Raw genomic sequence first — 15325 nt, 5'->3', positions numbered from 1 at the left:
AAGTGTCATTTCATGTCTTTTTCCGAACTCGGCTTGTCCGACAAGCTGGTGCGTGCCGTGGCCGAACAGGGCTACACCACGCCGACCCCGATCCAGGCGCAAGCCATTCCCGCAATTCTCAAAGGTGGCGACCTACTCGCCGGTGCACAAACCGGCACCGGCAAGACGGCAGGCTTCACGCTGCCAATGCTGCAACTGTTGTCGGAATCCGCTGCGCGAGCCCAAGGCGGCAACGCGGTGCGCGGTGCGCGCCCGACCGTGCGTGCGCTGGTGCTTACGCCCACGCGTGAACTGGCCGCGCAGGTTGAAGAGAGCGTGCGCAACTATGGCAAGTACCTGAAGCTGCGCTCGATGGTGATGTTCGGCGGCGTCGGCATCAATCCGCAGATCGAAGCGCTCAAGCGCGGCGTCGACATCGTCGTGGCCACGCCAGGCCGCCTGCTGGACCATGTGTCGCAGCGTACGATCGACCTGTCGCATATCGAACTGCTGGTGCTCGATGAAGCCGACCGCATGCTCGACATGGGCTTCATCCACGACATCCGCAAGATCCTGAACATCCTGCCGGCCAAGCGCCAGAACCTGCTGTTCTCGGCAACGTTCTCGGACGATATCCGCGCGCTGGCCGACCGCCTGCTGGACAATCCTGCCTCCATCGAGGTGGCGCGCCGCAACACCACGGCCGAAACCGTGGACCAGCGCGTGTTTCAGGTCGATCGCGAGCGCAAGCGCGAACTGCTGGCCCATCTGGTGCGCCAGCACGACTGGCACCAGGTGCTGGTATTCACGCGCACCAAGCATGGCGCCAACCGCCTTGCCGAGCAGTTGACCAAGGACGGCCTGTCCGCGCTGGCGATCCACGGCAACAAGAGCCAGTCGGCCCGCACGCGCGCGCTGACCGAGTTCAAGGCCGGCACGCTGCGCCTGCTGGTGGCCACGGATATCGCCGCGCGCGGTATCGATATCGACCAGTTGCCGCACGTGGTCAACTTCGACCTGCCCAACGTGCCGGAAGACTACGTGCACCGTATCGGCCGCACGGGCCGTGCCGGTGCCGAGGGCGAGGCGGTGTCGCTGGTCTGCGTTGATGAACATGGCCTGCTGCGCGATATCGAGCGGCTGATCAAGCGCCAGATCGAGCAGGTGCTGCTGCCCGGCTTCGAGGTCGACCCGACCATCAAGGCCGAGCCGATCCAGAAGGGTCGCCAGCAACGTGGTGGCGGCCAGCCGCGTGGCAATGGCCAGAACGCCGGCGGTGGCGAACGGCGTCCGCCGCGCGCCCAGCACGGTCAGGGCCAGGGCCAGAGCCAGGAAGCGCCTCGCCAGCGTCCCGCACAATCGGCGCAGGGTGAGGGCCGTAACGGCAATGGTGGCAGCAACGGTGGCAGCAATGGCGGCGGCAACCGCAACGGCAATGCCCCGCGCAACGGGCAGGGCGGCAACGGCCAAGGCCGCAATGGTGGCAATGGCAGCAATGGCAGCAATGGTGGCAATGGTGGCAAGAGCGCGGGCCCACGCCCGCAGCAGGCACGTCCGGCACAGGATGCCGCCGCGCCGCCCGCCCGTAACCGCCGGCCAGCCCCGCAGGCTGCGCTGCTGGGCGGCAACCGCAAGTCGGCGCCATAATCGGGTCAACCATGACCTTGCCGGATAATCCCTCGCCGACCGATGAAGTCCCCTATGCGGGACTGACGCCCGAGTGCATCCTCGATGCGCTCGAGGCGGCGGGGTTCTATCCGGATGGCCGGCTGCTGGCGCTCAACAGCTACGAGAACCGCGTCTGGCAAGTGGGCATCGAGGACGCCGCGCCGGTCGTCGCAAAGTTCTACCGGCCGGGCCGGTGGACCGATGCGGCGATTCTCGAGGAACATGCCTTCGTCCAGCAGCTTGCCGATGCCGAGGTTCCGGCAGTGCCGGCCCTGGTCGCCAGCACCCGCGAGCAGACCGGTACCACGCTGTTCACGCATGAAGGTTTTCGCTTCGCCGTGTTCCCGCGCTGCGGGGGGCGCGAGCCGGCGCTCGACCAGGCCGATACGCGCATGTGGCTTGGCCGCTTTATCGGTCGCATCCATGCCATTGGCACTACCGCGCCGTATCAGGCGCGGCCCGTGCTGGACATCGAGACATTCGGCACCGCGCCACGCGATTACCTGCTGGCGCACGATTGCATTCCCGCCGACCTGCTGGCGCCGTGGCGCGCTGCGGTCGATCTGGCGCTCGACGGCGTGCGCCGTTGCTACGAGCGCGCAGGCGACGTAAGCCTGCTGCGTCTGCATGGCGATTGCCATCGCGGCAACGTGCTGTGGATCGACGAAGCCGATGCGCGCGGACGTGGCACGCCGGGCCCACATTTCGTTGATTTCGACGACAGCCGCATGGGTCCTGCGGTGCAGGACCTGTGGATGCTGCTCGAGGGCGACCGGGCGGCGATGCAGGACCAGCTTGCCGACATCGTGGCCGGCTACGAGGATTTTGCCGAGTTCGATTCGCGGGAACTATGGCTGGTGGAGGCGCTACGCACGCTACGCCTGCTGCACTACAGTGCGTGGCTGGCCAGCCGCTGGCGCGATCCTGCGTTTCCCGCCGCGTTCCCGTGGTTCGGTACGGCCCGATACTGGCAGGACCGCATCCTGGAACTGCGCGAACAGATCGCGCTGATGGACGAGCCGCCGCTGTGGGCCTGATCTCGGTCTGACCTTACCTCAGGCGCTTCCCGGTCCGGCCCGATCAGGCTGGCTTGCCGGTCTTCTCCGCCTTCACCATCACTACCGGACACTCGGCCTGCGCCAGCACGCGCCCGGCCACTGAGCCGATCACCGCATCGAAGAACGAACCGCGTCCGTGCGTGCCCATGACGATGGCCCCGGCGTTGACCGACTTCGCATAGGACACGATCTTTTCCGGCGGGAAGCCATGCAGCGCATGGCGTTCGTACGGCGTATTGGCCGCTGCCAGGATTTCGCAGACCGACGCCATCGCTTTGGCGCTGGCTTCCTCATGCCAGGCGTCGATTGTTTCCTTGCTGACGAACGCTCGTACCTGCCCGGTGACATCCGGTGCCACGTGGATGACATGCACGGTAAAGCCCGGTTGCAGCAGTTTGCCGTCCACGATGAATCGGGCTGCGGCATCGCTGAAAGGGGAACCGTCGGTGGCAAGGACGATTTGGGGCATGGCGTCGATCTCCTGGGATTGAACACTGCGTAGGCAATCTGCCGATCATGGCACGCACTAAACGCCACTCACCTAAGTTAGGTCAATTCCGGTGGAAAGTTTCAAGGTTTTCACGATTGTCATTTGTGTCCCCATAGGACGATGCAAGGATGCCGCGCCTTCCAGGGCAGCCCGGACACGTGAGCAGGAGCTGCGGACACAAGTCTGCAACATCTGAAATTTCTGCATGAATGCAGGGAAAATTCTGCATGCACTCCCGGCCGTTTCCGCATCCGGCCAATGATTGGACGACTTAAGCTCGCCGCTTGTTCGTTCATTCGGGGGATCAAAGATGTCCAGCGCGCTTGTTATCGACAATCACCGTGGAATCCGTGCCACGGCCATTGCCGCGTTGCTCAAATTCGTCGGGATCAATGAGGTCCGCGTGGCCACGACGGCAGCTGAAGCATTGACGGAGCTGCGCACGCAGAGCGCGGACCTGGTGATGCTGGACCTGGAGCGTGCCGATCTGCCTGCCGACGCTGTCGTCGAGGAGATCGTGACAACCTACCCGACGACTCGCGTGCTGGTGCTGTCCGCCGTGGCCGGCGCTGCGGAACGGGCGCTGCTTGGCGGCGCGCACGGCTTTGTCGACAAGGGCGATGGCATTGACGGCATGGAGCACTCGGTGCGTGCGGTGATGAACGGATACGCGGTGTTTCCGCAGTCTTCGCTACCCACCATCCGCCGCGCCGCCAGCGCTCCCGGCGACCCGACGCGCGTGCTGAGCCGGCGCGAACTGACGGTGCTGCGCCTTCTGGCTGCCGGCCACTCCAACAAGGCGATCTCCGTCGTGCTTGGCATCAGCAACAAGACGGTCAGTTCGCACAAGAGCAGTGTCATGACAAAGCTGGGTTTCCGCTCGTTGATCGATCTGGCGGAGTTCGCGCGCCGGCATCAGCTCGTCGGATGAGGCCAGCCGGGGAGCCGTGGCGGTTTCGCGTGCCGCCAGCGTTCGCGCGATCCGGCATAATGCCCAGCGAATCGGTGCCGCTTTCAGCGCGGCACAGCACTGGACTGGGTGATGCAAATGAAGGCGCGAATGAAGCCGTCCTTGTCGGACAACGCTCGCAAGACAGCCGCGCGGGAAGCCGTCGCGGGCGACGACTGCCCGCTGCGTTGGTTCGACGCAGACCTTGGCGCTTTCGAGGATCTGGAACAACGGATTGCCGATCACCCCGCGGACTTCTTTGCTGGCAAGGATTTCGATCCGGCAGGCGCTTGCGCAACTCGCGAGGCGGCATTCTCGTCGGTGGATTTGCCCGAAACTCCCGTCGCGCCAAAAGTACATGCCGATCATTTGCTGCATGACGTGTTTCGCCATGTGATGCCCGTGGCATCGCCGACCTTCGTCGGACACATGACGTCGTCGCTGCCGTCGTTCATGCCGTCGCTGGCCAAGGTCGTGGCTGCGCTTAACCAGAACGTGGTGAAACTGGAGACGTCGGGTGCATTGACCGGGCTTGAGCGCCAGGTTATCGGCATGCTCCACAAGCTGGTGTTCGCCCAGGACAATGCGTTCTATGCGAGATGGCTGCACGATGCCGACCACGCACTCGGCGCATCCTGCTCCGGCGGTACGGTTGCCAACCTCACCGCGCTCTGGGCGAGCCGCAACAACCTGCTGCGTGCGCGTGACGGCTTTCCGGGCATCCATCGGGCCGGGCTGCCGGCCGCGCTGCGCCACTACGGCTATGACGGGCTCGCAATCGTCGTCTCCGAGCGCGGACATTACTCGTTGCGGAAGGCCGCGGATGTGCTTGGCATCGGGCGAGACAACCTCGTGCCTGTTGGTGTCGACGCGGATGGCCGCATGCGCATCGACCTGCTGCGCGAGACCTTGCGCGATCTGCAGCAGCGCAACATCCGGCCGATGGCCATCGTCGGCATTGCGGGAACAACGGAGACAGGCGCCGTCGATCCGCTCGACGAGATCGCAGATGTCGCACGGGAGGCGGGCTGCCATTTCCATGTGGACGCGGCCTGGGGCGGTGCCACGTTGCTATCGGAGCGCGAACGCTGGCGCTTCGCAGGCATCGAACGTGCCGATTCCGTCGTTATCGACGCGCACAAGCAGTTCTATGTGCCGATGGGTGCCGGCATGGTGCTGTTCCGCGACCCGGCGTGGACGCAGGAGATCGTCCAGCATGCGAACTACATCGTGCGCAAGGGCTCGGTCGACCTGGGACGCCACACGCTCGAAGGATCGCGCGGCGCGGCGGCCGTCATGCTCTATGCAAACCTGCATCTGCTGGGGCGCAAGGGGCTGGCGCAGTTGATCGACCGGAGCATCGACAACGCCCGGTACTTCGCATCCCTGATCGCGCAACAGCCCGATTTCGAACTCGATAGCCAGCCACAGCTCTGCATCCTGACCTATCGCCATGTGCCGGAAGCGGTGAGCGCGGCACTGGCAACCGCTTCGGCGGACAGGCGCGAGAAGATTCTGGAGGCGCTGGACGCGCTGACCATCAGCATCCAGGAGATGCAGCGAGAGGCCGGCCATTCGTTCGTTTCGCGGACGCAACTGACGTCGAGCCAGTGGGACGGGCGCCCGATCGCCGTTTTCCGCGTGGTGCTGGCCAACCCCGACACCACACACGCCATCCTGCAAGCCATCCTCCAGGAACAGCGCGCGCTCGCGGCTGCCAGCCCGTGCATGGCGCCGCTGATGGCACTGGCGGGCGCGCCGGACGAGGCGTGAGGCCGTAGCCGGTAGAGCCCATCCCTGGCAAGCGCGGCGGCGGCCGCGCGATTGCCCGAGGTCTATGAACGTCCCGCAGGCACCGCAGTTGGCCCACAGTGGCCTTCAATCTCAAATCGGCCCCAAAGCAAAAAGCCGCAATCCCGTGAAGGATTGCGGCTTTTCAAATAGATGGTGGCGAATCAGGGACTCGAACCCCGGACCTGCGGATTATGATTCCGTCGCTCTAACCGACTGAGCCGAAAGGACTTTTTTCCGCTCCGCGCTGCCATCTACTAGAGCAGCCGCTGACGTGTGTGACACCTAGGTGTGGGTCAAATGAACGTCTTGATGCCAAGACTAACATGCCGAAAGCATTGCGTGGACCTTCGTGCTCTCTTGTTCGGGTAGTCGGAAGTTCGCAACCCGGCGTGCCGCCACGAAGAGCTGATTGACCGGCATATAATGCACCAGGCAGCACTTGACACTCCCCAATGGTATTCGTTAGACATGGGCAGTCCGTCGGCATTGGACTTGACGTTCGAAGGGAAAATCAGCATGAAAAACACTCTGCTGCAAGGCGAGAGCGATAGCGGTGCACCGCCGTCAAGTGCATGGGTTCGCTTTTTGCGAAGTTATGGCCCGACGCCGAATAACCTGACGATGTTCGACGAGTATGTGTCCACCGCGCTTGGGCGGGCGAAGGTCCAGCCGATAAGCCTGTCTACGCCGCTGCTCGAAGACATGGTCCAGCACGTCGAGTCCAAGGCGCCGGGCTCGCTCCTGATCGTTGGGACGGCGGGCGATGGAAAGACCTATCATTGCCGCGCGCTGTGGACCCGCATTGGCGGTGATCCCAAGCATTGGGCGGCAAAGGGCAACTTGAAAGAGCACCCCTTGGCAGATGGTCGCATGGCGGTCTTCATTAAGGACCTCTCGGAGTTCAACGGAGAGGAGAGCGACCTGCCGCTGCAGCGCCTTGAAAAGTCGGTCCTTGGAGGCGACGACTCGGAGGTCGTGATCCTGGCGGCCAACCACGGCCAGCTCCTCGATCGCCTGCGCGATCTGGAAAAACGCCAGCGGCGGGTTCATCCGCTGCGAAAGCCGCTCCAGGAGAGCTTCCTGCAAGCCGGCCCCGCGCCTGATCGCTTGGCCGTCTTCGACCTCAGCCGCACGACTAGCCGCAAGACGCTCGATGAAATCACCAAGGCGGTGGCGGGCCACCAGGAGTGGGATAACTGTAAACGCTGCTCGCTAAATGCCGGCGGCAAAATCTGTCCGATCGATGAGAATCGCCGCCGTTTGCTCGGCGATTCCGATGGAGGCCAGCTCGCGCGCCGGTTGGGCGATCTAGTCGAGATCGCACGCCTCAACGGACTGCATCTCCCCGTCCGCGACCTGCTGGCTTTGTGCTCGAACATGATCCTCGGCTACTCCGATGCCAAGGAGGCCAAGGAGAACCTCATGACTTGTGCCGATGTGCCCAAGATCCAGGAGTCCGGCCACATTGGCAAAGCGAGCATTTATGCCAACGCCTTCGGCGCTAACCTGCCCAAGCGCAGGGCTTCCGATCGCCCTGTGTTCAAGGCCATGGCGAGTTTCGGCGTGGGCGAGGAGACGACCAACTCCGCCGATGGACTGCTGGTCTACGGCAAGGACGACTCGCGGCTGCAGCCCGACTTCGAGCGCTTGGTCGCCAGCGATGCGGTTTACGGCGCGACGGCTGACTTCAGAGCAGCTCAGGATGCCTATCTGGAAGGGCATGAGGAGGCTCGCTTGGAAGGCGGCTCTTCAGAGTTCTTGGAGATGCTCGAGGCCCAGCGTCGTCGTCTCTTCTTCACGTTGCCCGAGGCCGAGGCGGGCTACCCCCGCTGGTCGATGACGGCCTTCCGTTTTGCGGGCGACTACTTAGAAATCATTGAGTCGCTCAAAGACAAGCAGCTCGTGAGCGAGGCTGTTCGTGGGCGCATTGCCAAGGGGCTCAATCGGGTGCTGACAGGCCTACTATTGGAGAACGTCGACCACATCTTCATCGCCAGCTCCGGCGGCTTCACCCAAAGCCGCGTGAGCGTGCTTTGCGAACACTATACGCCCTCCCGCCGGCAGGGCGGTGTCGGCATGGCCATCAAGCTTGACGAAGTGACGGGGCGCCCGCAGCTCGACGTGTCGCTCTCTCCCAGCCCCGGCAACTCGGTGTCCTTCGACCTCACGCCGATCCGCCATGAGTTCCTTTCGCGCGTGGCGGATGGGGCCTTGCCTGCGAGCTTCTCCAACGAGTGCCTTGAAGACCTGCTAGCGTTCAAAGCCAAGCTGCTGCGCAAGGCCGAGAGCGTCCGCAAGATGAAGTTTGTTGGCGACGACGATGAGAGTGTTGGCGAGGCCGCCGCGGTAACTTTGAACTTCATCGACATCGATCCCAATGGCCGCGGCTCTTCCCATCCCGTGATCGTGAGGGCGTCGGCATGAGCGAGATCTACAAGCGCCCCGAGATCAAGAGCGTCGTCTTCTGCGTCGACGAAAACATCTGGGGGCACCGCCTCTATGACGAGCAGCTTCCGCATTTGACAGTGCTGGAATTTCTCGGCGCACTAGGTTCCAACCTGGAGAAGCCGCTGCGCCCGCACGAGGGCCTGGGCGGCGCGTTCAAATTCCAGCCACAGCGGCAAATACGCCTACGCGGGTTGCTGTTCAACAATCCCTACGTCGAATCCATTGCCGAGAGCGCCCAGGCCGACGAGGAGAAGTGGCGCCAGTGGTTCGAGAAGTTCGACCAAGGTAAGACGGGCAACGGCGATGACGACATGGGCTACCTGCGTCGTTCGTTCTCGAGCTTCGATGACTTCGCCAAGGCCATTGAGCTGCTGCGCTCCTCCTCGTTCGAGTCCCGCAGCAACAAGCGTTGGAGCTCCAAGTTCGTCTTCCCCTTCGGCCCCGACGCTCTCTATGAGGACTTGGAGATCGACTCGCGCGGCAAGATGAGCAACGACCGACGTTTTTTTGCCCGCACCGGCGAGCTGCTTTACATGATGCTCACGCGGGCTAAGCGCGGCGCGGAGCTCGGGGACATCTTGGCCGAGCGCCTGTTCGATCGCGAAGCACCCATGAACCGGCTGGCCCGAGCTCTACAAGGCGTGCCGCAGCGGACGGACGATTCGCGTCAATCGGGCTACCTGCCTGAGGTTGCCAACAAGCGCTTCGACCAAATCTGCGAAGACTGGCTATCGATCCTGGCCAAGGACATGCCGATCTACGACGCCTTGGAGCATCTGATCACCATCTCGGGCCTTAACATGCTGCTTTACTTCCTCGAGCGCGCCAAGCGCGTCTCGGGAGACGACGATCCTGTCGAGATAGTTTGCGAGATCGTCTCGAAGGAGCGCACGAAGGTCCGCGCGCTCTCCGGCGATAGCTACCAGTTCAACCAGGGGCTTCCCGCCAAGGCGGTGCGCGCCCACGTCGAATCGATTCGGCAGGACGAGGCCTGGGCCGAGGCTGCCTCCAACGAATTTCCCGACGCCGAGCGCGTCAAGCTCATGCGTGAGCGCTTCCAGTGGCCGTCGATAGACGGTGGTGAGGACGAAGACTACACGGGCAAGAGTCCGGATACCCTGGTTGGCGACCTGGTCGATCTCGCCCTCGCGCGCCACGAGCAGCACGTCGGAAAGATCCATGCAACCTGGTCGCGCGCGATCGGCCTTAGCTCCCGTAGGCTCTCGCGGCGCACCCGCTACGCGCCCAACGACCGGCTTCTGAAATCCCTCGTGGTAGCGATCGTCGACGACCGTATGCAGTTCGACGAGTTCCTGGCCGAGGCCAATAAGCGCTATGGCCTGGTGCTTGGCGACGCCGAAGGCGCGCGCTTGGTCGACGCGAAGCTCGTCGACCAAGAGGAGCTCAGCGAGAACCGGGACAACCTCGAAGCCCGGCTCGTCGGGCTGGGTCTGGTCCGAAGGCTCTCCGATTCTTGCTCGTTTGTTGAAAACCCGTTCGCGTTTAAGGGAGAGATTGCATGCTGACCGATCGCATCATCGGGCGCGTCGGCGCGGATCTTCTCGCCAAGCGCATTTCCAACCCCGACCAGTCGGGCGACTCGGCGGCGCTCTTCCGACTGGACAAGCTCTCGGCCAATCAGATCGCGGCCGTCGCGCGGGCGATCCTCGCCAATCCGGACTTGCTTGCTCGGGTAGATCTGATGATCCCCGAGGCGTTGGTCGCTGGCCAAGGACTGCCGGCGGAGATTTTAATCCCCCACAACGCCGGCTACGTCCGCAACAACGCAGTGACCTCCAAAGCGGCGATCCTGACGGCCAATGGCAATGAGCACAACCTTGCCGACACGCTGGGGCATGTCATGGCGATCGGCGCCAAGGAGATGCGGGCCAATCCCGCGCCATGGGTAGAGGCCGCGCTGCATGCTGGTGGGCTCTCGCCAGTGCCCGACGACCGAGCTGTGTTCCATGCGGCTCTGGGCGGCCTGCTCGCGTCGTCAGAGCTGTCTCTCGTCCAGCTCGGCGAGTTCTGCGCCGACATCGTCGAAGCCATGGCGATTCGCGGCCTCCCCATCCGCGACTCGGTGGGCTTCGCCATGCCGCGCGCGGGATTGCCTCGCGACAGTTCTTTCTTCTCCAACGCCAAGACCTTCGCGGCTACGCGCACGCCCTGGCAGAAGGCTTTCGCCAAGCTTTTCGCCCAGCGCGCGCCTCTGCTAAAAAAGCTTCGACAGAACGGCCAAACGCTCGACTCGGAAGAGCTCACCGAACGCATCGCGGCCAATGCCGCCGACATCGCGGAAGGTGCGCGCCTAGCCCTGGAAGCCTTCGCCGCCGCTCCGGCGGGCGACCAAGAGGCGGCCTCAGCGTTGGCGCAGTTCGAGTGGGAAGGCGAAGGCGTCTACCTCGCATTCGACAAGCCCAAGGAAAAGCAGCTCGGCCTGGCTGACTCGACTATCCGCTTCTTCGACCATGACTGCGACCAGGAGAACTCGCTCGACGCCGAGGATCGCAAGCTGTTGGAGGACTTGAAGTCACGCGAGCGCCGCTCCGACTTCAACGAGGAGGACGAAGAGTTCTTCGTCAAGCATCGCCGGCTGCTCGAGCAAGACGCCAAGCTCTGCGCCCGCTGGGAAAAGGCCCTGTATGGCAAGCCCATCGAGTGCAACGACTTCTTCGACGGTTTCGCCCGCGTGGTGAATAGCCTGCACGCGGGCCTTCGAGATCCCGAGGGGGAACGGATCCTGCGTTTTACCGTCGCCAAGGGCCGCAAGGAGTGGCGCGAGCGCTTCAACTACGATGCCGGAAGCTACTTCTCCGCAATGTATCGCGGCTTGAAGGAGCTGATGGGCTCCAAGGCGGACTGGAAAGTGGAGCGCCTCGGCAATGCGAACCTGCCCGATCCGCTCTTCGACTACGAGGCGTTCTTCGCTAAGGAGAAGGAGCTGCGCAACGACAAGAAGAACAAGATTCGGCCCAACTCCTCGCTCTCGCGCGTGGCCCTGCAGATTAAGTTCGATGTCGCCTTGGTGCAGGTTGGCGCGGTCAAGGAGACGGTCCTGGCCAAGACCCAGCTTCTGTGGAGCTACAAGCCCACGTCGATCGGGCTGTCGATGGTGGCGGATATGCGCCGGCTCTTGGAGAAGGGCGCGGTCGGCTGCACAGAGGTCCCCCGACGCCTGGTGAGCAAGAAGGGCGGCGTGCAGAACGTCTCGCTGCTCGACACGGGCACTTTGGAGGCCACCTACTCGACTGACGCGGGGTCTCTTGTGCCCGCGGCCAGCAAGCTGCGCAGCCTGCGCCAGGACATCAAGACTCGCATTAAGGATCTCGCCGACGAGGGCCGGCTGACAGCACACCAGCGCGATGAGGTGAAAGCCGCCTGGGACAAGTTCGAACAGGACTACATCAAGGCGATGGAGGACTTCGTTTCGACGGGCCTTCACGGCGAGGCGGTCATGCGCCAGGCCGAGTCCTTTGGCGCGCTGATGAACGTCTTGATGGCCCACGCCCGCGGCGACGTGTGCCGCTCGCGCCTGGTCTCCGACATCCTCACGGTGGGCACGGCCCGCGTGGCCGGCGACAACCTCGCCCTGATCATTCCCCCTTGGCACCCTGAGCGGATGAAGGCGCTAGCGGTGAAGTCGCGGCGCGTGGCGGGATTTGCCACCCACTTGCTCTCGAGTGGAAGCATCCTTTACGGGGATCGCGAAATCTTCATGCGCGAGCTCTCCGACGAGATCGCTCACCCGTTCTATCCGGAGATCGCCGTCCTCAACCGGGCCGGCGCGCCGACACTGGTTTCAGAAAGCAGCACCGTCAACGGATACAGCCTCTTGGAGTCGCCTACACGCGGCGCCCGGGACACTATGACCGATGTCGATCCGGCCGCCGCCGCCAAGCAAGCGCGCGAGCTCTTGGAGCGCTACGTCGGATTGCAGCCGCACGAGGCCTCAAACCTCAGCGTCGTGCTCTACAATGCCGACGCAGCTGAGCTACCGCTGGCGGCGGTGCGAGAGCTCTCGTCGATCCAAGAGGATGGCAAGCTCCAATGCAGCGTGTCGGTGCGCCACTCGGACCCGGCGAAGCTTCGTAGTGTCTATGGCGAACTGGTCAACAAGGCCGGCGACGATCCGGATCTGCCTGTGGTCAGCGAGACGAGCGACAACTTTATATCGAAGCTGCGCATTTCGGTGACACCTATCTCGGCCACGCCCGGCGAGAGCGCGCAGGGCTTCAAAGCCTTCGATGTGGCCTTTCTGCATGATGTGGTCGCGCGCGCGGCTCAATCGGAATGGCTGCCGGTTCCCTGGACTAACGATAGGCCTAACCTAGAGCACGCCCCCTCGCGTTGGTCCTATCGTAGCGTCTCGGGTGAGAACGAGCTCAAATCGACCACGTTCCTCGCCTGTCCATGGCAGACGGCGTCCGGTTGGGCCTATGTGTCCGCAGTGGCCGCCGTTTGCCGGCAGACCGACGCGTTGCCAGACGCCCGATTCCTTCCGGCGCGGCGTATCTCGCTGCAAAGCGCAGCCCTCGCCGAGATGATCAAGGACGCTCACGGGCTTGCCGAATGGGTTGCCACCTACGACGAGTTGTTGGACAAGCGGCAGCTGCAGCACAACGGCATCACTGTTGTTCGCTATCGCCGCGGGTCCACCAACGGCCGCAACATGATCGTAAGCTCGACATCCGAGCTGCGGCTGCTGGGCGTGCTGGTGCGCCGGCGATTGCAGGAGCTGAACCTTCAGCTTGACCCTGAAGAGATCCAGACCGCTGCGGACAAGGCCAAACGGGATGCGCTCTCCATCTCTGGCGACATCGTTCTGCGCGCGGCTAAGCGGGGAGTTTCGGCCGGAGAAATGATCGGCCTGGTGCTCAGCCGCCACTTGCTTGCTGAGGAATTCAAGGCCTCCGCGGGCGGGGGCCAGGTTTTGACTGCCTATTTCCTTCTCGACGACTACGCGAGCTGGCTCTCTCAGCCGGAGAGCCGCATCGCCGACATCCTCGCGCTCAATGTAGAGGAGCGGGAGGAGGGCGTTCGCGTCGTCATCTCGATCGTCGAATCGAAATACGTTAGCGCTGATGGTTTGGCCAAAGCTCGACGCGACTCCAAGGATCAACTCCTGTCGACGCTGGGCATGTTCCGAGAAGCGCTTTTTGGCGATCCGGGACGGCTCGATCGTGACGTGTGGCTCGCCCGCTTGGCCGACATGCTCATCGACGCTGACATTCCTCCTGGCATGACGGGTCTGATGGAGCGCGCGCGCGCGAAGCTTCGTGAGGGCGACGTGGAGATCTCGCTGCGCGGCTATTCTCAAGTCTATGTGCACACCTCAGACGCCGGCTCGACCTCAGCATCTGAGCAAGAGCTGCTGGAGCAATCCGACGGCGTCCAAGCCTGGCAGGAAGTCTTCGACCGGCCTGACCTGCGAAAACTCGCCGAGGCCTACGCCAAAGGCATGGGCAGCACCGAGGCGCGAGCGGGCTTGGGCGCTCAGCAGCCGTGGGCAGGCCATGGCTTCAAGAAGCCTGCGCCCCGTGTGCCATGGCTCTCTGCCATGGGGCAGCTCGCCAGCGGAGCTATCGAGGCTTCCGTTGAGGAACCCGCTGCGGCGGTCGATACTTCGATGCCGGCTCAATCCAGTGCCCCCGCGCCCGAGCTTGCGACGCAAAGCCCAGCCCAGGCCGACGTCCCAGTGATGGCTTCGGCCACGACCCCGGCTTCTTCCGAGCCGGCCAATCACGGCGCGTCGCTCTCCGAGCTCGTCGCCTCGAAATTCGCGGGCGGCTCCCAGGCTGATGCCGAGCGTGAAGAGTGGGCTCAGGACGTGACCAAGAAGCTCAAAGCCGCGCTCAATAGTTACGGCTTGCAGGCGGCGATCCTGGGAAAACGGCTGACCCCCAATGGCTGCTTGGTGCGCTTGGCCGGATCCGATCGGCTGCGTGTCGAAGACATCGAGAACAAGCGCACTCAACTTCTGACCACGCACGCGATCAACCTCGTGACGGTTCAGCCAAAGCCAGGCGAGATCGTGGTGACGGTCGCCGGGGCCAAGCGGCAGGCGGTCTCGCTCTGGGAGCTCTGGTCCCGCCGCGAGCTAAATCGCAACGTCGCCGGCATCAACACCTCCTTTCTGCTGGGGCTGCAAGAGATTAACGGAGCGTTGCTGTATCTGAACCTCGGCGCAGAGTTCGGCGGGCTCTCCTCGCATGAGCCGCATTCGCTCGTGGCCGGCGCGACCGGCAGCGGCAAGTCAGTGCTCATTCAAGCGCTGCTGTTAGACATTGCTGCGACCAATTCGAAAGACTTGGCCCAGATCATCTTGATCGATCCCAAGATGGGCGTGGACTACGCTCCCTTGGCGGACTTGCCGCACATGCGCGACGAGATAGTCACGACCAAGGAAAAGGCCGGTGAAGTCCTCGAGGTGCTGGTCCAGGAGATGGAGGACCGCTACCGGGCCTTCGCCAAGGCCAGAGCGCGCGACTTGCCGACTTACAACGCAAAGGTCTCGGCCGAAGAGCGCCTGCCCATGGTCTTTTTGGTCCATGACGAGTTCGCCGACTGGATGCTTGACGACGCCTACAAGGCCGCGGTGGGTGCGGCCGTCCAACGGCTTGGTGTAAAGGCTCGCGCGGCTGGCATCCACCTGATCTTCGCGGCGCAGCGCCCCGACAAGGACGTGATGCCCATGCAGCTTCGCGAGAACTTGGGTAACCGGCTCATCTTGAAGGTTTCTAGCGAGGCCACTTCCAAGATTGCGCTCGACAGGCCCGGAGCCGAGCTGCTGCTGGGCCGCGGCCACCTGGCCGCAAAGCTCAACGGCGAGCAGGGGCTTGTTTTCGCGCAAGCCCCGTTCCTGTCGGACCAGGACATCGAGGCCGCGGTAGCCGCTATAAGAACCGACAACGGCCAGGAAGGCCAATGAGAAAGAAA

The 15325-nt window shown here is 63.5% G+C and carries 8 protein-coding genes; 7 read left to right on the top strand and 1 reads right to left on the bottom strand.

What is annotated here, in order from left to right; genetic code table 11:
- The first annotated feature begins 12 nt into the window (after positions 1–12).
- Positions 13–1626, top strand: coding sequence for a DEAD/DEAH box helicase (locus B552_RS0100440; protein ID WP_019447013.1), 1614 nt, complete (start codon positions 13–15; stop codon positions 1624–1626).
- An 11-nt stretch (positions 1627–1637) separates the two neighbouring features.
- Positions 1638–2684, top strand: coding sequence for a serine/threonine protein kinase (locus B552_RS0100435; protein WP_019447012.1), 1047 nt, complete (start codon positions 1638–1640; stop codon positions 2682–2684).
- 43 nt (positions 2685–2727) lie between these two features.
- Here B552_RS0100435 and B552_RS0100430 read toward each other — a convergent pair whose 3' ends face one another.
- Positions 2728–3174 carry a universal stress protein gene (locus B552_RS0100430; RefSeq protein WP_019447011.1) on the bottom strand — a complete coding sequence of 149 codons (447 nt, stop codon included), beginning with the start codon at positions 3172–3174 and terminating at the stop codon, positions 2728–2730.
- A gap of 331 nt (positions 3175–3505) precedes the next feature.
- Here B552_RS0100430 and B552_RS0100425 point away from each other — a divergent pair, with 331 nt between their 5' ends.
- The 5 genes from B552_RS0100425 (at position 3506) to B552_RS0100405 (ending at position 15317) form a co-directional block, all read left to right on the top strand.
- Positions 3506–4126, top strand: coding sequence for a response regulator transcription factor (locus B552_RS0100425; RefSeq protein WP_019447010.1), 621 nt, complete (start codon positions 3506–3508; stop codon positions 4124–4126).
- Positions 4127–4255: 129 nt separating this feature from the next.
- On the top strand, positions 4256–5917 hold the full coding sequence (gene panP, locus B552_RS0100420; protein ID WP_019447009.1) for a pyridoxal-dependent aspartate 1-decarboxylase PanP: 1662 nt from the start codon (positions 4256–4258) through the stop codon (positions 5915–5917).
- A 537-nt stretch (positions 5918–6454) separates the two neighbouring features.
- Positions 6455–8362, top strand: coding sequence for a hypothetical protein (locus B552_RS0100415; RefSeq protein WP_026035150.1), 1908 nt, complete (start codon positions 6455–6457; stop codon positions 8360–8362).
- Positions 8359–9912 carry a hypothetical protein gene (locus B552_RS0100410; protein ID WP_019447007.1) on the top strand — a complete coding sequence of 518 codons (1554 nt, stop codon included), beginning with the start codon at positions 8359–8361 and terminating at the stop codon, positions 9910–9912. The genes B552_RS0100415 and B552_RS0100410 overlap by 4 nt, the downstream gene beginning before the upstream one ends.
- On the top strand, positions 9906–15317 hold the full coding sequence (locus B552_RS0100405; protein WP_019447006.1) for an FtsK/SpoIIIE domain-containing protein: 5412 nt from the start codon (positions 9906–9908) through the stop codon (positions 15315–15317). Before B552_RS0100410 ends, B552_RS0100405 begins: the two co-directional genes overlap by 7 nt.
- Positions 15318–15325: the final 8 nt, after the last annotated feature.

The sequence above is a fragment of the Cupriavidus sp. BIS7 genome (genome assembly GCF_000292345.1).
GTDB lineage: Bacteria > Pseudomonadota > Gammaproteobacteria > Burkholderiales > Burkholderiaceae > Cupriavidus.
Note: the sequence above shows the minus strand (reverse complement) of the source record. Positions and strands in the feature narration are given on the sequence as shown.